This is a genomic window from Nostoc sp. CCY 9925 (assembly GCF_963920935.1).
Lineage (GTDB): Bacteria > Cyanobacteriota > Cyanobacteriia > Cyanobacteriales > Nostocaceae > Nostoc.
In genome coordinates this window covers 36,019-57,830 of record NZ_CAWUDO010000010.1, presented here as the reverse complement: position 1 = coordinate 57,830, position 21,812 = coordinate 36,019, and the positions used below count along the sequence as shown (strand labels likewise).

The 21,812-nt window shown below is 43.0% G+C and carries 25 protein-coding genes and 1 tRNA gene; 10 read left to right on the top strand and 16 right to left on the bottom strand.

Features of this window, described 5'->3' with window-relative positions; translation table 11 throughout:
* The first annotated feature begins 329 nt into the window (after positions 1 to 329).
* Complete coding sequence (locus ACM0OY_RS07950; protein WP_414568314.1) at positions 330 to 569, top strand: hypothetical protein; 240 nt, start codon at positions 330 to 332, stop codon at positions 567 to 569.
* On the top strand, positions 557 to 1,000 hold the full coding sequence (locus tag ACM0OY_RS07945) for a type II toxin-antitoxin system VapC family toxin (protein ID WP_414568313.1): 444 nt from the start codon (positions 557 to 559) through the stop codon (positions 998 to 1,000). The genes ACM0OY_RS07950 and ACM0OY_RS07945 overlap by 13 nt, the downstream gene beginning before the upstream one ends.
* Before the next feature lie 100 nt (positions 1,001 to 1,100).
* On the opposite strand, the gene ACM0OY_RS07940 is transcribed toward ACM0OY_RS07945, so the two are convergent.
* The 4 genes from ACM0OY_RS07940 to ACM0OY_RS07925 form a co-directional block, all read right to left on the bottom strand.
* A tRNA-Pro gene (locus ACM0OY_RS07940) sits at positions 1,101 to 1,174 on the bottom strand.
* 119 nt (positions 1,175 to 1,293) lie between these two features.
* The gene (locus tag ACM0OY_RS07935) at positions 1,294 to 1,659 is read right to left on the bottom strand and encodes a DUF1818 family protein (RefSeq protein WP_414568312.1); all 366 of its coding nucleotides are present in this window, start codon (positions 1,657 to 1,659) and stop codon (positions 1,294 to 1,296) included.
* A 61-nt stretch (positions 1,660 to 1,720) separates the two neighbouring features.
* A complete protein-coding gene (locus ACM0OY_RS07930; RefSeq protein ID WP_414568368.1) occupies positions 1,721 to 2,239 on the bottom strand; it encodes a hypothetical protein in 519 nt (172 codons plus the stop codon).
* A 211-nt stretch (positions 2,240 to 2,450) separates the two neighbouring features.
* Complete coding sequence (locus ACM0OY_RS07925; RefSeq protein WP_094351515.1) at positions 2,451 to 2,687, bottom strand: DNA-directed RNA polymerase subunit omega; 237 nt, start codon at positions 2,685 to 2,687, stop codon at positions 2,451 to 2,453.
* A 151-nt stretch (positions 2,688 to 2,838) separates the two neighbouring features.
* Here ACM0OY_RS07925 and ACM0OY_RS07920 point away from each other — a divergent pair, with 151 nt between their 5' ends.
* Positions 2,839 to 3,258, top strand: a complete 420-nt coding sequence (locus tag ACM0OY_RS07920) for a fasciclin domain-containing protein (RefSeq protein ID WP_414568311.1) — start codon at positions 2,839 to 2,841, stop codon at positions 3,256 to 3,258.
* A gap of 78 nt (positions 3,259 to 3,336) precedes the next feature.
* Here the strand turns inward: ACM0OY_RS07920 and ACM0OY_RS07915 are convergent, their stop codons facing one another.
* Positions 3,337 to 4,794: a glycoside hydrolase family 13 protein gene (locus tag ACM0OY_RS07915; protein ID WP_414568310.1), complete on the bottom strand. Its 1,458-nt coding sequence runs from the start codon at positions 4,792 to 4,794 to the stop codon at positions 3,337 to 3,339.
* On the opposite strand from ACM0OY_RS07915, the gene ACM0OY_RS07910 reads away from it, so the two are divergent.
* The 7 genes from ACM0OY_RS07910 to ACM0OY_RS07880 all read left to right on the top strand — a co-directional run bounded on the left by ACM0OY_RS07910 (position 4,789) and on the right by ACM0OY_RS07880 (position 11,278).
* The gene (locus ACM0OY_RS07910) at positions 4,789 to 4,950 is read left to right on the top strand and encodes a hypothetical protein (protein WP_414568309.1); all 162 of its coding nucleotides are present in this window, start codon (positions 4,789 to 4,791) and stop codon (positions 4,948 to 4,950) included. The two genes, ACM0OY_RS07915 and ACM0OY_RS07910, sit on opposite strands and share 6 nt — an antisense overlap.
* Positions 4,951 to 5,310: 360 nt before the next feature.
* Entirely contained in the window at positions 5,311 to 7,038 is a 1,728-nt protein-coding gene (locus ACM0OY_RS07905) for a S8 family peptidase (protein ID WP_414568308.1), read from the top strand.
* Between the two features lie 114 nt (positions 7,039 to 7,152).
* Positions 7,153 to 7,455: a hypothetical protein gene (locus ACM0OY_RS07900; RefSeq protein WP_414568307.1), complete on the top strand. Its 303-nt coding sequence runs from the start codon at positions 7,153 to 7,155 to the stop codon at positions 7,453 to 7,455.
* Positions 7,456 to 7,506: 51 nt separating this feature from the next.
* A complete protein-coding gene (locus ACM0OY_RS07895) occupies positions 7,507 to 7,776 on the top strand; it encodes a hypothetical protein (protein ID WP_414568306.1) in 270 nt (89 codons plus the stop codon).
* 284 nt (positions 7,777 to 8,060) lie between these two features.
* Entirely contained in the window at positions 8,061 to 9,350 is a 1,290-nt protein-coding gene (locus ACM0OY_RS07890; protein ID WP_414568305.1) for a glucose-1-phosphate adenylyltransferase, read from the top strand.
* Between the two features lie 152 nt (positions 9,351 to 9,502).
* A complete protein-coding gene (locus ACM0OY_RS07885; protein WP_414568304.1) occupies positions 9,503 to 9,961 on the top strand; it encodes an AAA family ATPase in 459 nt (152 codons plus the stop codon).
* Positions 9,962 to 10,282: 321 nt separating this feature from the next.
* Positions 10,283 to 11,278: a DnaJ C-terminal domain-containing protein gene (locus ACM0OY_RS07880; RefSeq protein ID WP_414568303.1), complete on the top strand. Its 996-nt coding sequence runs from the start codon at positions 10,283 to 10,285 to the stop codon at positions 11,276 to 11,278.
* A gap of 117 nt (positions 11,279 to 11,395) precedes the next feature.
* On the opposite strand, the gene ACM0OY_RS07875 is transcribed toward ACM0OY_RS07880, so the two are convergent.
* From ACM0OY_RS07875 to ACM0OY_RS07825, 11 genes are all read right to left on the bottom strand, one after another.
* Positions 11,396 to 12,061, bottom strand: coding sequence for a glutathione S-transferase family protein (locus ACM0OY_RS07875; protein ID WP_414568367.1), 666 nt, complete (start codon positions 12,059 to 12,061; stop codon positions 11,396 to 11,398).
* Between the two features lie 51 nt (positions 12,062 to 12,112).
* Positions 12,113 to 12,709: a Uma2 family endonuclease gene (locus ACM0OY_RS07870; RefSeq protein WP_414568302.1), complete on the bottom strand. Its 597-nt coding sequence runs from the start codon at positions 12,707 to 12,709 to the stop codon at positions 12,113 to 12,115.
* 146 nt (positions 12,710 to 12,855) lie between these two features.
* Positions 12,856 to 13,737, bottom strand: a complete 882-nt coding sequence (fabD, locus tag ACM0OY_RS07865) for an ACP S-malonyltransferase (RefSeq protein ID WP_414568301.1) — start codon at positions 13,735 to 13,737, stop codon at positions 12,856 to 12,858.
* A gap of 102 nt (positions 13,738 to 13,839) precedes the next feature.
* Positions 13,840 to 14,832, bottom strand: a complete 993-nt coding sequence (locus ACM0OY_RS07860) for a beta-ketoacyl-ACP synthase III (protein WP_414568300.1) — start codon at positions 14,830 to 14,832, stop codon at positions 13,840 to 13,842.
* Positions 14,833 to 14,996: 164 nt separating this feature from the next.
* Positions 14,997 to 16,019, bottom strand: coding sequence for a phosphate acyltransferase PlsX (plsX, locus tag ACM0OY_RS07855; protein WP_414568299.1), 1,023 nt, complete (start codon positions 16,017 to 16,019; stop codon positions 14,997 to 14,999).
* A 217-nt stretch (positions 16,020 to 16,236) separates the two neighbouring features.
* Complete coding sequence (locus tag ACM0OY_RS07850) at positions 16,237 to 17,718, bottom strand: leucyl aminopeptidase (protein ID WP_414568298.1); 1,482 nt, start codon at positions 17,716 to 17,718, stop codon at positions 16,237 to 16,239.
* 168 nt (positions 17,719 to 17,886) lie between these two features.
* Positions 17,887 to 19,050, bottom strand: a complete 1,164-nt coding sequence (locus tag ACM0OY_RS07845; protein WP_414568297.1) for an EcsC family protein — start codon at positions 19,048 to 19,050, stop codon at positions 17,887 to 17,889.
* Between the two features lie 134 nt (positions 19,051 to 19,184).
* Positions 19,185 to 19,526 carry a type II toxin-antitoxin system PemK/MazF family toxin gene (locus ACM0OY_RS07840; protein WP_414568296.1) on the bottom strand — a complete coding sequence of 114 codons (342 nt, stop codon included), beginning with the start codon at positions 19,524 to 19,526 and terminating at the stop codon, positions 19,185 to 19,187.
* 2 nt (positions 19,527 to 19,528) lie between these two features.
* Positions 19,529 to 19,759, bottom strand: a complete 231-nt coding sequence (locus ACM0OY_RS07835; RefSeq protein WP_414568295.1) for a hypothetical protein — start codon at positions 19,757 to 19,759, stop codon at positions 19,529 to 19,531.
* 204 nt (positions 19,760 to 19,963) lie between these two features.
* Entirely contained in the window at positions 19,964 to 20,791 is an 828-nt protein-coding gene (locus ACM0OY_RS07830) for an alpha/beta fold hydrolase (RefSeq protein WP_414568294.1), read from the bottom strand.
* A 140-nt stretch (positions 20,792 to 20,931) separates the two neighbouring features.
* Complete coding sequence (locus ACM0OY_RS07825) at positions 20,932 to 21,657, bottom strand: lysophospholipid acyltransferase family protein (protein ID WP_414568293.1); 726 nt, start codon at positions 21,655 to 21,657, stop codon at positions 20,932 to 20,934.
* Positions 21,658 to 21,812: the final 155 nt, after the last annotated feature.

Sequence of the window (21,812 nt, the reverse complement as noted above, 5' to 3'; positions counted from 1 at the left end):
TAATTATCAAGACAAGGTGAAAGAAAAGTCATGGATTATCTTTTGAAAAAACATCCTTCTGCACTTTTTGTATTTTCTAATAAAGTGCAATTGCGATCGCACTTTATTAAAGCAAAATAATTTAAAACCAAAATTCTTGTAGAATTGCAACAGGATAGCTACCTATTACTATAAAAATTTTCTCGAAAATTGTGGAATTGGAGAAATAAATAGATAAGCGAGTTGCTGCTCAGTATGGCTTTTAGGATAATAGACTAGAATTAAACTTAATAGGGTTAACCCTAACAATGGCAAATAAAATGTCCTAACTATATAAGGTAGAATAAATCATGCAAGCAGCTTTACGGATCACAACTAAAGTTTTACCAGGAAACAAAATAGAAATAGAACTTCCAGAAGCTGAGATTGGCGATAATGTTGATGTATTCGTGATTTTGCCAGAAAAGCCTAAAGTAAAACGACGTTCTGCAATAGAAATTATAGAAGAAGTTCACGCTAAACGCACACCAAAAAGTGCTGAAGAAATAGATAGACAGTTGCAAGAGGAACGGGATTCATGGGACAGCTAATACTTCCCTCTTCTAGCGTTATCTATATAGACACACCAGTAGTAATTTATAGCGTAGAGTGGAACCCAGATTATTATTCACTGCTGCAACCGCTATGGTTAAAGTTTCAGACAGGAGAAATTCAAATAATTAGCAGTGAACTCATCTTGATGGAGACTTTAGTTCTTCCTTTGAAAAATAATGATACATTTTTGCTCAATGCTTACGAAGAACTGCTGTTGTCGGAAAATATGCAACTAGTTCCTATTAGTCAACCTGTACTAAGACAAGCTGCAAATCTGCGGGCTACTACTAATTTGAAAATACCCGATGCTATTCATGCAGCTACAGCCTTGTCTGTTAATTGCAACCAATTTATAACCAACGATAAAGGCTTTCGTAATGTCCCTGGCTTACCAGTTATTATTCTCAGCGAAGTTTTAGTATCTTGAACTGCTGATTTGATAGTGTCTGGCAGAGGCTACTAAGAAATATTCTAATTGAAAAACCTGCCAATCTGTTAAAAAACTAGCAGGCATCCTATATTATCAATCGGAGCGGCGGGATTTGAACCCACGACCTCCACTACCCCAAAGTGGCGCGCTACCAAGCTGCGCTACGCCCCGTAAAATCAATTTTGGATTTTAGATTTTGAATTTTGGATTTTGCCAACTACAAATCTGAAATCTATTTATTGACTTTTGCCATCATAGCATGAAGATAAACAAAAATCTACATATTAGATTTAAAAAACTTTGAGCATTCCAGTGGCTTGGAGTAAATCTGGAACAGCAAAAGCATCCCACTTACCTTCTACACATCGCCCTGTATTCAAGATGAAACGCAGGCTGTAAGCGTGGGGATAGCCTTCTAGCTCCATCCATAATAAATCGCTTTCAGCTTCACAGGCGATTTTTTCCTCTTCCATTAATTCTGTTGCGAGTTGCTTCATGGTGTCTGCTAACTGTGCCAGCAGACGACAAAAATCATTTAACTCGGCTTCGGTTAACTCAATTGCCCAGTCATCAGTACCTATTAAACCTTTAAATTCAGGTGCATCGGGGTTCCAGCCAATACGCCAACCAGATCCGCTTTTAACAACGCGTTCCATAATTCGAGACGCGATTAATCACGTCTGTACAAGAGTGAGGAGTTATTAATTTACTCTGGCATTACTTCAGTAATTCGGCACCTGTGCGTTGGGGTGGCTGTGGAGTTTTTGATGTGGTAGGGTTGGCTGTGGTGTTGGGGCGAGGGGCTGATGTGTTTTGGGAAGTAGGATTAAATATATTGACTAAAACTTCCAACAAAGTGTTTCGCTGGCTGCGAGTCAAACGGGCAATGGCAGCGCGATCGCCTTCTATCGGATTTTCTCGTAGTGTATCATTTCCTGGATAGCTACTATCATACATAACTTCATTCGCACCCAGGTAATCAGCTAAAGTTAGTTTCCAATCCAAGCGATAATTTGGGGGACGCCCTTTGGTGTAAACATGATACCTAATCAACCGATTTGCTAACGTATTGTTTTCGGCAACTTTGCCATTTTCTTTGTTGATATACTTATTTTCCCGTGGAAAATCTGGCAATCTCTGGTATACTACCTGCCAAACATCACTAGGAGTGATTGTCTGTGCTATCCCAGGTTGGTTAGTAAATAAAGTGGAACCCAAAATAATTAAACCCACCATTAACGCAAATAATATTGGTGAGTACTGAGTTTTAAGTTTTGAAAGAACTGATTTCAAAAGAAATTTTCTCTTTTTCATAAAATAAGATTTTGGGCGTTGCTGAGTGCAAGTATGAATTTGCCTGTGATTCAGAATTTTTGTACAGACGCGATTAATCGCGTCTGTACTCAAACGCAATATAATCGCGTCTCTACCTCACTCAGCAATATTTTTATAGTTCGCCAATAATTTCTGGCTGAGTCAATTCATCAGACATTTCGATAATTGCCCTTAGCACTGGTTTCATCATTGCATCTTCATTACTTTCAAAGTCTTCATAACGCCGACGCTTCGCACGATTCGCCACCTGAACCGTAATGCGGTAACGATTTGAGGCTGCACTGATCAAATCCTCAGCACGGTGCATAATTTGAGACTGTGTTGTCTCGAACTTAGAACGCTTTAGCATAATTAGTGGTTCTTGGGGACATTCTCCAGTGTAACAGCACTAAATCAGTCTGCTACTGTCTGTTTAAACGCCAGCAACCTTTCTGTTGATAGAGGCTAAGAGTATTTTAGTCACTTTATAAGTAACTTGTAGTATTAAGTGACGCACCCTCATGGCTGATCTCGTGGAAACTGCGATCGCAGCAGGAAATTTCAATACACTGATAAAAGCTGTTAAAGCTGTAGATTTGATAGAAAGTCTCAAAAGTCCTGGTTCTTTGACACTCTTTGCACCCACTGACGAAGCTTTTGCCAATTTACCAGAGGGAACTTTAGATTCTTTACTACAAGACATTCCCAAGCTCAAGAAAATTGTGGCGTATCATGTCGCTAGCGGGGATGTCAGGTCTGATGACTTGGCACAAATTAATGAAGCAGAGACTCTTGAAGGGTCAATTCTAGCTATTGAATCTGTCAACGGCAAAATTCAGGTGAATGGCGCCAATGTCATCAAAACAGACATTTTGACAGACAATGGCGTCATCCATATTATTGATGCAGTGTTGATGCCTGCAATGGTAGCAGGGAAGTAAGGGCGTTAGGAATGGGGAAAGGGAAAGGGGTAAAGGGGAAAGGTTAAATTTATTCCTTTTCCCCTGCCTCGCCAGTCCCTAGCCCAAAATACAACCGCTACGTGCAGGAACAGTTAATGACAACTGCTGAGTTTCTCCTTCACTATTCAACTCAACTTCAGCACTACCATATAAGAGTTTGTTGGGTTGAGTATGCAAACTGGCAATATCTACGCTGGCTTTTGCGGAACTTGTCCCAGCGTTGACGGCAATTATCAATTCTTCTTTTTCTAAAGTTCGCGCAAAAATGTAAAGTTCTCCTTGAGCATAGAGGACTTGGTAATCACCTGTACGCAATGCTGGGTAAGTGTGGCGGAGGGCAATTAATTGGCGGTGAGTATTGAAAATTTCTTGATTCCAGTTACTCTCTAAAGGAAAACCACGACGTGAGTCTGGGTCTATGGCGCCAGGTAAGCCAACTTCATCGCCGTAATAGATACTGGAAGCGCCGGGAAAGGTGAGTAGCAGTAGAGTTGATAATTCTATGCTGGGTATATCGCCACCGGCAATGCTCATCAATCGGGCTGTATCGTGGCTTGCTAACAAATTAAGTTGAGTTAGCTGAATTTCCCAAGGATAAAGTTCGAGTAATTCTTGGATTTTGGTGGCGTATTCGGCAGCAAATAAGGGTGGATAAGGTTTATAGTCGCGGCTTTGCACTTGCTCTAAGACTACACGATCGCCAGCCGCGAAGGCAATTGTCGGCCCGGCAAACAAATAATTCATCACCCCATCAAATTGCGTCCCATCCAGCCACTCACGGGAATCTCCCCAGACTTCGCCGACGATGTAAGCTTCAGGGTTGATGGCTTTGACGCGATCGCGGAACTCTTGCCAAAAACCAGGGGTCTTAATTTCAAATGGTACATCCAATCGCCAACCATCGATGCCGAATTTAATCCAATATTCGGCAATTTCCATAATGTATTCCCGCACTTCTGGATTGTCGTGGTTAAATTCTGGCAAGGCGCGATTTCCAGCCCAACCCACATAATTAGCAGGAAACTCGCCATTGTACGGGGAAACGGGCCAACCTTCGATTTTGAACCAATTTACCCACGGGGAATGAGGCCCATTCTCTAAAACGTCGTGGAAAAAGAAAAATCCCCGGCTGGAATGGTTAAAAACTCCATCCAGAACAACTTTGATATCCCGTTGGTGGGCGGCGTCTAGTAATTCTTTAAAAGCTTCGTTGCCCCCCAGCATGGGGTCAACTTGATAATAGTCATGGGTATGATAGCGGTGATTGCTGGCAGATTGAAAAATCGGTGTAAAGTAAATGGCGTTAATGCCCAGATCCTTGATATAGTCTAAACCTTCCATGATGCCCCATAAATCCCCCCCTTTATAACCTTGGAGTGTTGGCATTGCGTCCCAATCTTCCCAACGGGCTTCATGCAACAGGCGTTTACGTGGCTTTTTGCTTCTAGCAAAGCGGTCTGGAAAGATTTGGTAGAAAACAGCGTGCTTCACCCAGTCTGGTGTTTGAATTTGCATGAATTACTCACAGTGGCTTCAGAAGCGATCGTTGCAGATATTAGCTTCTTTGTGGCTCCTACTTATGATAGAAAATTGGGCGTGGAGTATGGAAAGACTCTTTCCCAGTTTATTGGACTTACGCAAAAACTCTCTGAAACTCTTACTTCTTTGTGACGGCAGTCGCTCATGGGGGAAACCCCCAAGACCGCGCTGCCTCTCCTTTGCGTCCTTTGCGGTTCGCTCTTTCATGATTTTGCGTAAGTCTTGCTTTATTCCAAATGTACTTTTTTTGGGTAAATATGATCGGGATTGGTAAAAAAATACTAGCTTATTAATTTTATTGAAATAATTAATAATTTTTAATATTTATTGAATTAACTTTATCCGTAATGACTTAAGCAATTACTGGATTATTTTTATAGATTATGAATTATGTCAAGGTGTATTCAGTCCTAGTAGTAGAAAAGAAAGTTAGGATTCAAAATATCAGTTGTTATGGTTCCTAGCTCCCAATAAATTTAATTTGAGGCAAAAATGAGACACGACAAACTTTCTCCCGGATTACTTTTGGCATATGAGGATTATCAAAACGAAGGAGAACAAGCCTTAGTTACACATAAGCGATCGCTTGGTATTATTGCCCATAAAACCACAGTCAAGCCAACTAAAAGCGTTGTTTTTATCTACTGCGACCCTGATGCAGACTTGAGTTATTTATCGCAATATAATATTGAAGTCAATCAAAATTCCGGCAGCGTCCGCACAGCTTTTTTACCAATAAATGCTTTAGATGTCTTATCTGAAGAAGATACAATCCAACGTATCAAACCATCACGCAAACTTCACCTACGGATGGATGTTGCACCCGGAAAAGTCAAACTGCCGGAGTTTAAAAACCAAACTGGACTGACCGGCAAAGGCGTAATTGTCGGCATTATAGATAGTGGCATTGACCCGAAACACCCAGCTTTTGCGGGAAGAATTTTACACATTTGGGATCAAACACTCCCAGGCCCAGGAGTAGCAGAAGGAGGCTACGGGGCTGAATTTTCAGGGGCGCAACTGACAATTTCTCAGGATACTGACGGACATGGCACCCACGTTGCCGGAATAGCTGCTGGTGCCGATGCTACCTATAGCGGCGTAGCCCCAGAGGCGGAATTAGTTGTGGTTAGGTCAGATTTACAGGATGCCCACATTGCCGATGGCGTTCGCTACATTTTTCGAGTCGCCAGGCAGTTGGGACGCCCAGCCGTTGTCAATCTCAGCTTGGGGGGACACGCCGATGCCCATGATGGTAGCGATTCTCTATCAAAGGTGATTGACGCCGAAACCGGCCCTGGCAGAATTGTTTGCTGTGCTGCGGGTAACGAAGGAAGCATCAATATTCATGGTCAAACAACCATACCTAGCGATCGCACCCGTGGTATGCGCTTTAATGTTCCTCTAAATCAAGTAGGCATAGTTTGGCTAAATGGTTGGTATTCCAAAGACAGTGAGTTGGAAGTTTCGGTGCGGAGTCCCAACGATTTTGTTACTCCGTTCCAAAAAATCATTACTGACGGTAATCCTACGCAGGAATATCAGTTACCCGATGCACGGGTGGAAATTGTGACACCAGGGCCAGACCAAGCTAACGGCGATCGCAACTTCTTTGTCCAAATACGCGGTATCGGCCCTTCCCAAGTAATGGGAGGTATTTGGCAACTACGTCTACGCAATACTTCTGCAACTGAGACACGTGTGGATGTGTGGACGTTAGACGATATGTCATCAGTATTTTTTACAGGTAAAAGCATCAAAGATGCAGTCAAAATTGGTTCGCCAGGAGCCTCTAGTAGTGCCGTTACAGTTGCAGCTTATACTACCAAAGCTAAGTACACAGATATTGATAACGAAATACGAGAAATGGGCTTAGATTTGGATACTATTTCCGAATTTAGTAGTGAAGGGCCTTTACGCAATGATGGCCAAAAGCCGGACATAGCAGCACCAGGAGCAATGATTGTTTCCACACTTTCTGCTGATGCTAATTCTGCCCGTTCGTCAATGATTAATTCTAAGTTTGTCGCAATGGCTGGTACGAGTATGGCAACACCTTTCGTCACTGGCTTAGTTGCATTACTCTTACAACGCGATTCCCAACTAGATCCCGCTACTTTGAAAGATTTGCTACGTAAAAATAGCGCAATTCCCGGAAAACCCGCAGGCACATTCGATGAGAAATGGGGTTATGGAGTGATTAATGCCTTAAATCTGTAATTAGATTGAGAAAGGTGGATATTATTTCTGTACAAGGGTAGGCGATAAAAAACTATAAATTTGATAAGTTAGGGTAGGTAAAAATTGCCTACCCTCTTTCACAAGGAATTGTTTATGAATTATCAAAAGCTAGACGCTGCCCTTGCTACAGCGTTGAATAATATTCAAGATTCAGAAAAACCGAGTTTGGGGGTTTTTATCCATACCGAAGCAATTTTAGACTCTAATGCAACTGCTGTTTTAGAAAATCTCGGCGTTAGTGGTGTTAGCAGTGGTAAAGATATTTTTACGGCAACACTGTCACCCAATGCCATCTCTCAATTGTCAGAGCAACCTTGGGTGAAGTATTTGAAGCGATCGCAGCAATTAAGTTTGGTTAATAAGAGAATGAATACAGGGAAGCTGGGTGTTCAATAGGCATTGTCTAACCCTACACCGCGCGGATAATTTTCAGCAATAATTATTGCTGTGGCAGCATATCACTTTCACTGGTTAGAAAATAAACCAGAAGAAGATAGTTTTTTAGTCAGAAGTATTTCTATAAGTGGTGGTATAGCTTTAGGTTTTGGTGCGATAATTGTTAGCTTAATTGCAACAAACTTTCATGATAAACATCGCCAGCATTTAGACTTTTTGCGAGATTGGGCGATCGCGGTTGCTTCTTGGGGCGATACAAAGTTCGCCAGGAGAAATTTAAGCAGCAGGCTCAGAAGCATAAATAAGCACTTAGTTATCTAATAAACTCTAGCTAAAGCAATAATACTTTGTCTAAAAAATTACTGATTCCTGAATTCATTCAGAAGCCACTAATTTATGTATTTTTAACAGTCGTGTAGCTGAAGCTGACTATTTACTGATATTAAATAATACTTTATATTAATTGATAACTAGTCAATAACCTCATTCAACACCAGCAGCAGTTTCTAAAATTCCTCCCGGAGATTCTTCGATCCCCCCTTACCAGCTGCCACATACAGTCCTAAACTGAAGATGAGAGTTGAAAGGCAGCTGGGAGAAATTTTGTGAAAAAAGTTTTATCAATCATACTTGGTGGTGGCGCGGGGACTCGGCTTTATCCGCTAACCAAACTCCGCGCCAAACCAGCAGTACCAGTGGCGGGGAAATACCGCTTAATCGATATCCCTGTCAGTAACTGCATAAATTCCCAAATATTCAAAATTTACGTTCTGACACAATTTAACTCAGCTTCCCTGAATCGTCACATTGCCCGTACCTACAACTTTACTGGTTTCAACGAAGGGTTTGTGGAAGTGCTAGCCGCACAACAAACACCAGAAAACCCCAACTGGTTCCAAGGTACAGCTGATGCGGTGCGTCAGTATCTGTGGTTAATGGAAGAATGGGATGTAGACGAATATTTGATCCTCTCAGGCGATCACCTCTACCGTATGGATTATCGCCAGTTTATCCAGCGCCATAGAGAAACCGGGGCTGATATTACTCTCTCAGTCATCCCCATTGACGAGCGCCGCGCCTCAGATTTTGGTTTGATGAAAATTGACGATTCTGGTAGAGTCATCGATTTTAGCGAAAAACCCAAAGGCGAAGCGTTAACCCAAATGCAAGTTGATACAAGCGTACTGGGATTAACAAAAGAACAAGCCCAACAACAGCCCTACATCGCCTCGATGGGGATTTATGTCTTCAAAAAAGATGTTTTGTTCAAGTTGTTAAGAGAGGGTACAGAAAGGACTGATTTCGGCAAAGAAATTATTCCTGATGCCTCTAAGGATTACAACGTTCAAGCTTATCTATTTGATGATTACTGGGAAGATATTGGAACAATCGAGGCATTTTATCACGCAAACTTAACCCTGACTCGCCAACCCCAGCCACCCTTTAGTTTTTACGATGAAGAAGCACCAATTTATACTCGCGCTCGTTACTTACCTCCGAGTAAACTATTAGATTGCCAAATCACAGAATCAATTATTGGCGAAGGTTGCATTTTGAAAAATTGCCGCATTCAACATTCAGTTTTGGGAGTGCGATCGCGGATTGAATCTGGCTGCATCATCGAAGAATCTTTGCTCATGGGTGCAGACTTTTACCAGGCTTCTGTGGAACGCCAATGTAGCTTAGTTAAAGGTGACATTCCTGTAGGCATTGGTACCGACACAATTATTAGGGGTGCGATCGTTGATAAAAATGCCCGCATCGGACATGATGTCAAAATTATCAACAAAGATAACGTCCAAGAAGCTGACCGCGAAAGTCAAGGTTTTTACATCCGTAGTGGGATCGTAGTTGTGTTAAAAAATGCTGTAATTCCTGATGGAACGGTAATTTAATCATTGGTCATTAGTCATTAGTCATTGGTCATTAGTCATTAGTCATTGGTTACAACCAACAAAGCGCAAAGTCTGAGCCAAGGCTTCCTTGGCTCAGAACTTTGTAAGAGAGGACAAATGACAAATGACCAGGGATAAAGGACAAATGACAAATGACTCAACTTTTATTGCTCATAGGTCTTCCAGGTAGCGGGAAGTCAACTCTGGCAAAACAATTATTGGCAGAATGCCCCGAATGGCACCTGATTTCTACAGATGCCATTCGGGGGCAACTATTTGGTTGTGAAGCTATTCAGGGATCGTGGCTGCTAATTTGGCGTGAAGTGGAACGGCAATTTCAACAAGCTATTTCCACAGGTAATGCGGCAATTTTCGACGCTACCAACGCCCAGCGACGCCATCGCCGTGAGGTAATTACTCTAGCCCGTGACTTTGGCTTTACCTACATTACGGGAATTTGGGTAAATATGCCAGTTTGGCTGTGTTTAGCACGCAATAAAAGGCGATCGCGCCAGGTGCCAGAAGAAATTATTTTGCAGATGCACCGTCAACTCCGGGATGCTCCGCCAAGTCTAGAAGAAGGATTAGACAACCTGATTCGCTTTCTTTGAAATTGGGGCATGGGGCATGGGGCATGGGGCATAGGGCATGGGGAAAGGGAAAGGGGTAAGGGGAAAAGGGGAAAAGGGGAAAGATTAAATTGATTCCTTTTCCCTTTAACCTTTAACCTTTTCCCCATCTCCCCATCTCCCCACTCCCTACGTTTATTCAAAGTACGGAAATTGCGATCGCCCGGTGAGCAAGAACCACACTTGATTTTCTATATTCTTTGTTAATTTAAAATCAGATTATTTTTGCTTGGCATTATACCTGGCAAACTAAACATCTCTTATCTTAAAAACATAACGGGAATTTCTATAGGAGGCTGGTAGATGGCTGCAACCGACTTTAAAGACTATTACGCAATTTTGGGAGTTAATAAGACTGCCAGTCAAGAGGAAATTAAACAAGCCTTTCGCAAACTAGCCCGCAAATATCACCCTGATGTTAATCCAGGCAACAAACAGGCAGAGGCACGGTTCAAAGAAATTAACGAAGCCTACGAAGTCGTCTCAGACCCAGATAAACGCAAAAAGTACGACCAATTCGGCCAATATTGGAAACAAGCTGGTCAAGGTTTCCCATCTGGCGGTGCTGGTGTCGATATGGGCGGCTTTGACTTCAGTCAATACGGCAATTTTGATGAGTTTATTAATGAGTTGCTAGGACGCTTTGGCGGTGCTAGTCCTCGTGGTGGACGACAAACCTATTCTTACCGTACTCCCACAGGTGCCCCCAGTGGTTTTGGTGGCTTTAACGATTTTGGGTATCAAGATCCAGGTGCTGCCACTGCCCAAGATAGTGAAGCTGCCATCACTCTGACTTTTGGTGAAGCATTTCATGGTGTGCAAAAGCGCTTTAGTCTAGGCAACGAAACAATTGATGTTCGCATCCCAGCTGGGGCTAAAACTGGTACTCGCCTACGCGTGCGGGGTAAAGGTCAAATTAACCCCATGACTCAACAACGGGGGGATTTATACTTAAAAGTCGAACTTCAGCCGCACTCGTTCTTCCAAATGGAAGGCGATAATTTAGTTTGCGAAGTGGCAATTACCCCAGATGAAGCAACGCTGGGAGCATCTATTGATGTACCCACACCCGATGGCATGGTTAATGTCAAGCTACCAGCGGGTGTGCGTTCTGGTCAATCGCTGCGTTTACGTGGCAAAGGTTGGCCTCTCGCCAAGGGTGGACGAGGCGATCAGTTGGTGAAGGTGGCGGTCGCCCCACCAAAAGACCTCAGCCAACAGGAGCGGGAGTATTATGAAAAAATCCGGGCTATACGTACCTACAATCCCCGTAGTCATTTGTCCCAAGTCAAGCTGTAAGAAAAGTTATTATCAAGCACCCATGCAAACAAAGCCTGCCTATGGCGCGGTGCGTACAGGCAGGCTTTTGGAAGTTTGCAATCTTTGTCACAAGCTTGCTCTTAAGGCCGATAGCTTTTAGCCTGAATTCTGTTGTGACATTCTCGCCACTATGACCGTTCTGAACGCCGCTATGTCCTCCGGAGTAGCCTCAGTAGCTTGCCATGCCGGACGTGCTATCAAGCGATCGCACCAAGCGTTTAATTTTGGATATTCACTTAAAGATATGCCTACAATTGGCATCAAAGGTACTACAGTTCCAGCCACAGCTTCAGCTAGAGTTAGGTTTTCACTGCCAAAGTAAGGGCGATCGTCAAGTAAACTTTCCAAAAACTTCAGCACTGTGGCAATTTTTTGCTTTGCCTTCTCGATTGTTTCTGGATCTCCTCCCGGCAAGCCTAGAAACTGAGGTAGAAAGATGGTAGTTGCAGGCAAAAGCTCATTCACAGTTACCAGTTGTACCATACGTGCGATCGCCAAATCCTTTGCATTTTTAGGCAGCATCGCAGGTGTCGGATACTTGGCTTCTAAATAATCCAAAATTGCCAAGGATTCTATTATCTTCAAGTCCTCATCTACCAAAACTGGTATGCGATGAAAAGGACTAATCGCTGAAAACTCTGGTTTAAACTGTTCTCCATCCAGTTTAATCTCTACTAATTCAAACTCAAGTCCTTTTTCTAGGAGAGTAATCCAGACGCGGCGCGAATTGGGAGAAATTGGCGAGTGATAAAGCCTCAGCATCAGAAAACCTCTATTCTGAGTATTCATTTATCTTTACATAGTTTGGTTTTTTCACGCCGACCTACTTAAAGGAAATACCACTGATAAATTTAGAGATAAATCTGGAAATTCAGGAATATTTACAATGGCATTTGGTAAATATATTTGCTTAGTTGCATAATTAAAATTACCTTGCAAATCTTGAAACGGCTGGGTGTAAACTTCTAAACAATTAGCTATTAAATTAAATATCCAATAATTAGCAATTTTCAATTCAGGATAAAGGGTTAATTTTTCTTGGATATCATATTTAAGGGTACTATCAGATACTTCAGCTACTAATATAATATCTTCAACAGAAGGATGCTTTGACGAATAACGATCTTCACGATAACGCGCAATGACTACATCAGGCTCCGGTTCGCTATTTGGAGGTAATGAAATTGGCTCTTGTCCTCTAACTATAGCCTTATTGTAGAGTAAAACTACTAATTCATTGACTAGAGAAGAAGTACAGCTACTGTGTGGTATTCCTTTGGCAGCCATTTGCATTAATTCTCCACGAATTAATTCAATCCTGTCGTTTTCTGTTAGGAAACCCAATTCAATTAAGCGGTGATATTCTTCAATATTGAATAGTTTTCGGGTGACGTTTGTTGAAGTAATCATTGGTAGGCAGAATCAGTATCAAGTTTTGTTTTTAATTTTAAAAATAAACTTAAAAATAAACAATTCAGGAGTCAGCCATCTTATTGATTCTGATTCCTGAATTCACCAATTCTGAATTCTTCTTTTTAAAACATCCTTTCAAAAAATCAAACTGGCAAATCAGCAGCAGTATTGATGTTTTTTAGGATTAAGTCAGGGCTAATACGTTTAATTAAGCCAGTTAGGACTTTACCAGGGCCAATTTCTATTACTTGCTCGATGCCGTTGGCTGGTAATTGCAGAGAAATTTCTCGCCAGCGTACCGAACCCGTCATTTGTTGATTGAGGCGCTGCTTCAAAATTTCGGCATCAATAGACGGAATTGGTTCTATATTCGATAAAACTGGAACAACAGCTGGCTGAAATTCTACAGATTGCAAAATGTCTTGAAATTCAGCCGCCGCCGCCGCAACTAAATGTGAATGAAATGCCCCAGAAACTTTTAAAGGAATAGCACGTTTGGCTTTTACTTGAGACATCACCGCTTGTACAGCCTCGGCCGTTCCTGAAATTACCACTTGAGCGGGACTGTTGTCATTTGCCACTACTACATCAGGCGTTTCGGCAATGACTTTTTCCAACTGTTCCCTGTCAAAGTTCATCAGGGCTGCCATCATACCACCAGAGGCACTATCCATGAGTTCTGCACGACGCTTCACTAAATATAAACCAGCCGACCACTCAAAGACACCCGCAATATAAAGAGCAACATATTCTCCCAAACTATGTCCAGCAACTAAATCTGGTTGATGCCCTCGTTCCCGGAGAAGGTCAGCAAGAATGCTTTCTACCACGTAAAGGCTTGGCTGAGTATATAGCGTCTGTGATAATTTTTCTTCTTGTGTTTGACATATTTCAGTCACAGACCAGCCTAAAATTGCGTCGGCCTGAGCAAATTTTTCTTTAGCGGCAGGTATATCTAATAAATCAATTCCCATTCCCAGTGCTTGGGAACCTTGTCCGGGAAACACCCATGCAGTTTTAGCCATTGGTCATTAGTCATTAGTCAGTGGTCATTGGTCATTGGTCATTGGTCATTGGTCATTAGTGAATAACAAAGCACAAAAGACAAATGACTAATGACAAAATATCTATCTTCCCCATTCAAAAATTGCTGCGCCCCATGTCAGACCGGCACCAAAGCCGGATGCAGCAACGATGTGATTGGGTTTAATTTTGCCTTGGCGCACTGCTTCATCTAAAGCTAGAGGAATGGAAGCAGCTGAGGTATTGCCGTAGTGGGCGAGATTACTGATAACTTTATGTTCTGGGATATCTAGGCGTTGAGCAACGGCATCAATAATCCGCTGATTGGCTTGATGCAAGACTAGCCAATCTATGTGGTCAACAGTGAGGTTGGCTTGAAATAAGGCTTTGTCAATGATTTCTGGCACTTTTTGGACGGCGAAGCGGTAGACTTCTTTGCCGTTCATACTTATGGGTTGGTAACCGCCTTTAGTAACATTTATACCAGGGAGTAGTTCTTGAGATGAGCCTGTATAGCCAAGGTTGAGGTGATGGTTTTGAGTACCATCACTTTTAAGTGCAAAACCCAGTAAGCGATCGCTTTTCGATGCCTGCAATACTACTGCCCCTGCACCATCGCCGAATAATACACAAGTGCGTCGGTCTTGCCAATCTACCCAGCGAGAGAGGATATCTGCTCCTATCAACAGTACATTTTGATAGACACCGGTTCTGATGTATTGGGCTGCTGTGACCAGTCCAAAAACAAAGCCTGAGCAGGCCGCCGTTAAGTCAAAGGCTACTGCTTTGGTTGCTCCCAATTTAGCCTGTACTTGACAGGCACTACCAAACAAGTCGTCAGGGGTAGAAGTCGCCAGCAAAATCAAATCTAGGTCTTCTGGTTTAATTCCCGCAGCTGCGATCGCCTGATTGCTGGCTGCTGTAGCGAGTACACTCAATGACTCAGACGGTAGTGCTAATCGCCGTTGACAAATTCCGGTTCTTGTGGTAATCCATTCGTCTGATGTTTCAACCAGTTCAGTCAATCTCTGGTTGTGTAGGGAAGTTGCTGGTACTGCTGAGCCACTTCCTGTAATTGCTACGCCTAAGTTATGCACACCTAATCTCCCGAGCTATCAGCTTTTTGTCACTTGTCTTTTGTCATTTGTCATTTGTCCTTTGTCATTTGTCCTCTCTTACAAAGTTCTGATCCAAGGAAGCCTTGGCTAAGACTTTGCGCTTTGTTGCTCGTAACTGATGACTAATGACTAATGACTGATTGCTAACCGCTCTCCCGCTCTAGGAGATATTGGGACTGGATTCGTTGCAGCACCTGGTTGTCAACAGCTTCTTTTGCCATGCGAATTGCATTAAAAATTGAAGGTGCTTGTGAGCTACCGTGACCGATTAAACAAACTCCTGCCACGCCTAAGAGCAAGGCGCCACCGTGTTCTGCGTGATCCATGCGCTGCTTGATCCGCTTCAGGTTTGGTTTTAAGAGTGCTGAGCCGATTTGACCGTGTAATCCTTGGGGTAATTCTTCCCGTAAGATTTGCAGAATCACTTCTCCAACAGCTTCGGCAAATTTTAACAAGACATTGCCAACAAAGCCATCACAGACAATCACATCAAAATGACCAGAAAGCACATCACGCCCTTCGGCATTACCAATAAAATTGATTTGGGAATTTTCCCGTAGCAGTTGGTGGGCGCGGACAGATGCGTCATTGCCCTTAGAGTCTTCTTCACCGATATTCAATAAACCCACCTTAGGTTCACTTGTACCTAAGACATAACGACTGTAAGCCGACCCCATAACAGCAAACTGTTCTAAAAACTTCGGACGGCAATCTACATTTGCGCCGACATCAAGTACCAGCACTGGCTTACCAGCAATAATTGTGGGGAAAACAGTCCCAATGGCTGGGCGGTCAACTCCTGGTAATCGTCCTAAGCGGAGCAAAGCGGATGCCATAGCTGCGCCAGAGTGACCTGCTGAAAATACCGCATCTGCCCGTTGCTGCTTGACCAAATCCATCGCCACATTGATAGAAGCGTTGCGTTTGCGTCTAACTGCGTTTAAAGGCTCCTCATCCATCGCGATCGCTTCTTGTGCGGTCACGATCTCTACCTGCCCTAAATTTGTTTTTGGCGGTAAGGCAGCTTCAATTTGTTGGGGATCACCAACCAACAATATATCTACACCCAATTCTTCCCTTGCTCGCAATGCGCCAGCAACAATTTCACCGGGTGCGTGATCCCCTCCCATTGCGTCAATTGCGATCCGTACACGAGTCGATCCCATTGCTTAGAGCTTCTAGAAACCTTACAAATTTTACCAGATGGCTGGCCCAAGATAGCACGAATTGTTGAAGACTAGGGAGTGGGGAGTGGGGCATTGGGAATGGGGAAAGGGAAAGGGGTAAGGGGGAAAGGTTAAATTTATCCCTTTATCCTTTACCCTTTAACCTTTTCCCCTGCCCCTTTGCTCCCCATCTCCCCCACTCCCCACTCCCTACTCCCTACTCCCCAATTCCCAATACCCAGTCAACTAGTGTCCGAACGCCGTAGCCAGTCGCGCCGGCGCTGTTGTAGCCGTTTTCTTTATCTGTCCACACTGGGCCGGCTATGTCTAAGTGCGCCCAAGGGGTTTCTTTCACGAATTCTTTGAGGAAAAGGGCGGCGGTAATGGCACCACCTGGACGGGGACCGGTGTTTTTCATGTCGGCAATGCCAGATTTCAGCCCTTCAAAATATTTTTCTTCCATTGGCATCCGCCAAATCTTTTCTCCTGATGTTTGGGCGGCTTTTTCCAATTGGGAAGCTACTGCGTCATCGGGAGTATATAAGCCAGCAATATCGTCGCCCAAGGCGATGACGTTGGCACCTGTGAGGGTGGCTAAATCAACGATCGCATCTAATCCCAATTTGTCGGCATACACTAAAGCATCTGCCAGCGTCAAACGTCCTTCAGCGTCGGTGTTGTTCACTTCGATTGTTTTGCCGTTTGATGCTGTCAGAATATCCCCTGGGTGCATGGCACGACCGCTAATCATGTTTTCGGTGGCTGCTGAGATAAAGTGAACTTCAGAATCTGGCTTGATTTGAGCGATCGCTTTTGCTGCACCCAAGGTTGCAGCTGCACCGCCCATATCAATTTTCATGGTTTCAATGCCACTACCAGCGCCTTTAATGTTGAGTCCGCCGGAGTCGAAGGTTAAACCTTTGCCAATAATTGCCAGTTTCTTTTTGGGAGTACCTTCTGGCTTGTAAGTCAGGTGAATAAATTTCGGTGGCAAATCGGAAGCCTGGGCTACTCCCAAAAAAGCACCCATGCCCAACTTTTCACAGTCTTCTCGTTCGAGAATTTCCAGTTGTAAACCGTGTTCGTTGGCGATCGCTTGAGCCGTTTCTGCTAAGGTAATCGGTGTTACCGCATTCGCTGGGGCTGCTACTAATTGCCGTGCTAAGATTACGCCAGAAACAATTTGATGGGCGCGGTTGATGGCTGCTTCTTGTCCGGCAAATCCTAGTAATTCTACTGTTTCTAGTTGTGTTCCTTTATCTTCTGGTTCTGATTTAAAGCGAACATCTTGGTAAAGCGCTAATTCTACACCTTCAGCGATCGCTTGGGCACTTGCATCTGGATCGTTATTCCATAATGGAAAACTCAAACCGAGAATTTTGCTTTTTTGCTTTTTGCCTACTCTAGCTACCGCAGCCGCAGTGCGTCGTAGAGTATCTAGTTTGAGTGCTTCTGGTTTTCCTAAACCTACTACAATAACTTTCCGAACTCCGCTACCAGTACCTACACGGGTAAAAATGGTGCTGTTAGCTTTACCTTTAAATTCCTCCTCAGCAATCAGTTCTTTCAAGACCCCGGCAAACTTTTGATCCAAAGTTGCCAGTTCTCCGGTTAACTCTACTGCATCTTCAAATAATCCAATTGCCAAACTATCGCCTGCCCACTCTAGCAAAGGCGCATCACTAGGTTGAATTTTCATTTCGGGATTTTATCTAAATATTTGTTCTTGTACCAGTATTGCTCAAAATTTTTGTTTAATGTGTTGGGCAATGGGCAATGGGCAATGGGTATTGGGGTATAAAAGTCGAGTTCAAAGACTCATCGGCGAGTATTAAAGACTCATTCACGAGTATTAAAGACTCATTCGCTATGCCCCATACCCCATGTCCAGATCAAATTTATTAGCGATCGCACTAATTATTTCTTGCTCAAGTGGTGTAGTCTGATTGTCAAGCTGGGCAATTTTGTAACACTGAGCCAATAACGGTATGGCAAAATCACGGCTTAGCTGATTGAGGAGTGTATCTAAAGGCTTGGGTGATTTGATGTCTTCGGCAATGGCATTCAGGGAGGCAGGACTTAAATTTGCAGCTTGCAATTCTGGCAAAATTTCTTTCCAACTTTTTTCGGGATGACTGGCGAGGATCATATGAACTAAAATTTGATCCATAATGGCTTGTTGAGCGATCGCACTTTGGAGATACTCTTCACTCTGTTGTTTTAATGTTGCTAGTGTCTCTGGAGAATTGAGAGAGGTTGATGCATCTAATTTGGCTTCATAAAATCGACAAGCAGCATAGCCCAATGAATAGATCATCGTCGCATTTGAACTAACGGCGATCGCTGCACCCGCAAAAGGCACATTTCGCAACAAGCCTAATCCCGCAGCTTTCAACAGACGACCTCCACCCAAGGCCAAACCAAAAATTGCTAAAACTTCACCTCTGCGGGCAGGATCTTTTAAATCTAGCCCATAGTCAGATGCAATTTCATAAACCATTTCTGATTGCAGTTTTGTTGTCGCTGCTAAATCAATTGCCAAAAATGCCACTGCAAATCCCGGTAAAATACTAGTTGCTAAACCAATTCCACCTGCTCTTGCTGCTTTTTCCATCATGATGCGGTGAGCAATCTGGCTGGGTGATTCATTGGGATACTTTTGTTTCAGCTTCTTTACCGCCACTTCTGCTTTTTCTAAATCAACAACATCAGTGGCGCCAAACAGCCAATTGAGATTTAATACTCCAGATAGTTTTCTAATCAGCCAATTTTCGCTCAGGCGGTTCACAAGTGTACCGCTGGTTTGAGTTGTTTGTTCAATGAACTTGTGTGTTTGCTTCGTTGCTGCTTCTCCCACGCCTATTGCTGTGTCTAAAACTGCTTTGCCTGTGTCAGCAACAGTTTTAGCAAAAGACTCTAATATGGAGGGTTCATTTTCGACTGATGATTGAGCCGCGATTTCTACTTTTTTTGTTTCTGTAGGTGAATGAACTAATTTGTTCGCCTCTATTTCTTGGGATCGATCTGTCATTGCTTGACACCGTTCTCTAAAGCCTCTCTCTTTTTGTAGCGAATTGCCATCGGCTTGACATCTCCCCAGAAGCACAAGTTAACAGAACAGGCTTAAATAATACTGGGCATTTATCTAAAGTTTTTATTTTATAATTAATAACCTAATGTCAATAACACTTTACCTTCTAAAATAGCAAACGTTTCTGGAGTTAGCGCATCCAGTTTACTTTGCAATCTTATTTTGTCAATTACGCGCAATTGGTGGCACAGAGCAACTGAATCTAGTTCTAATCCCCCCTCACCACTCTGAATTAATAGACACGTTGGCAAAGAAGCACGGCGCAAATTACTTGTTAAAGGGATTGTTATAACAGTAGTTGAAAATTGAGAAATTATTTCATTCTGAAAGACAATAACTGGTCGAGTACCTCCTTGTTCAGAACCTCTGGTTGGGTTGAGATCTGCCAACCATACCTCACCTCGTTTGATAGTCATTCTTAGTCTTCTTGTTTCAGCAGTTTTGCATATTCATCCAATCCTTCCTCAGCAAGTATTCGATCTTCTTGTGCAAATTCATTGTAGAGGGTAGCTATTTCATTTTTATCTATTTCCCAGCTAGCTACACGGCTACGGAATTTAACAAAAGCAAGAAAATCTCTAACTTGTCTGAGTTGTTCTTCGTTGAGGTTTTCTAGTTCTCTTATAACTAACTCTTTGAGAGTAAGCATTTCTTAGTCTCCAAAAATATATGTTTCAGCTTTAGAACTAGTAGTGGGAGCAGATTAACTTTTGTATAGTTCTAGAACAATGATTAAATGTTGGTGATTATAGGCGATCGCTTGCTAACACGATCTCTTAAGTTAGATTGCTCTCAATAGCTGACAGGCTAAAGCTTATGGGCGATTTGCACGGTGATGCGATCGCCCTTTAGCTTATCCTCTCACCTCTTGCTGTTTACCGATATCAACTTGATTTTCTAGAAAGTCGTTAGCTTTGAGGATTTCATAGAGATTAATATCTTGCTCTAGCAAGCAAGCATGTCCGCAATTGGGCAGCACCATAATCTCGGTATTTGGTATGATATTCGCTATCCGCTTGACTTCAGTTACAGAAGGCAAAAGTCGATCGCTACCACCAGCAATCAACAAAACTGGTTGCCTTAAGCGGCTTAACTGCTCCTCATCAATCTCAAACTCTCGCAGTAAAGACAATCGCCAATGAACCGTTTCTGCGGGAACAGAACGCATAGTTCTTAACAATTCATGGCGATCGCTGCGAGAAATCCGGGGCAAAGATGCTAAAAATGGCAATAACCCTAGTGCGCCGATATCATACAATCCTGATGGGACTAAGTAAGTAATTTGCGATGCCCAATTCAACCAAGGACGAAGTTGAAAGGCTGAAGCTGGGTTAATTAAAATAATTCGTTTAAATAGCTGCGGTGCTTTGATTGCAACTTTCATTGCCAAGCAACCGCCAAATGACTCACCACACAAGTAAACTGGTCTGTGGGAACTTTTTTCTAATTCGGCGTGGATTAAGTCTAATACATTGTTGGTTAGCACATCCCAGGAGGTAAGGTCTTTTCGGGGGATTGCAAAACAGCGGACATCAAAGCCAACTTCTAATCCAGCGGTTTGCGATCGCAATAATTGACCTGTTCCATCCATTCCTGGTAAATATACAAACAGCGGAAACTCTGGCTGTAATCGTTTAGGTGTAAGGAAACAAGGCTTGAGTTCAACTTCTGGGGTAGTCATTGGTCATTAGTCATTGGTCATTGGTCACTAATAAATGGTATAAAACTTTTGGACTGTTGATTGTTGGCTGCTTTTGACCAGACACAAAAAACTCCTCACAACAAGCAACTCTAAGCCCTGGCGATAATCCAAAATTACACCTAATAGCAACCCTGGCGCAGTAAGTCACTAACTTGGTTGTGGCAATGTTCGGTTAGTTCAGCCACAACAGTTCTGGCTTGTTTGCCATGATATCTTTTTTGATGTTGAGGCGTAATCCAATAAGGGCGACCAATTAACACGGCAACCCGACGATAAACTACCAAAGGATGCCAACCTGGTTGTTTAAATAAAGGTTCTGAAGGATCGAATAAACTCAATAGCCTCAGGGGAAAACCAGAAGTGTTGACTTCTTCAATTGAAGCGATCGCAACTGGCAAAATTGCTAAATCCTGCACATCAGCCCGCAATGCCAAATGAGCAAATCCCCGCTGAAATTCACCCACTGTGTTTGGCACAGTAAATTTTACCATTGGTTCTGTTCCTTCGGGAAATACTCCTACCATCTGCCGAGATTGCAATAACATCTGTGATTGCACAAAAAAGCTTTGTTGGCGGTTTTGGGGTTCCTCCAAAGGAAAACACCCCAATTGTCCGGTAACAATCTCGCGCATGATCGGCACTTGTCCCATGTAGTGATGACAAGCAAAGCGAATTGGATTGGATAACGCCGCCATTAAAATCGGTGCATCCATAAAGCTGCGGTGATTGCTAACTACCAAGACGCTAGCATCTCGCGGAATGCGATCTTCGTAATAGCGCAACATCTGTGTTGAAAGCCCTGCCAAGAAAGCTTGTGAAATCAACTGAGGACTATTTAGACTCATACCTAATCAATATATATTCCGGTAAATATGGCAGTTTATCTTAATTTAATTTTTACATTTCTTTACCACTGCCATGACCGTCTTAAGATAGAAATGTCTGAATCTATAAACTGAGGTAGATTTTCTGAGTTCTGAGTATTTATGTATTCCTCAAC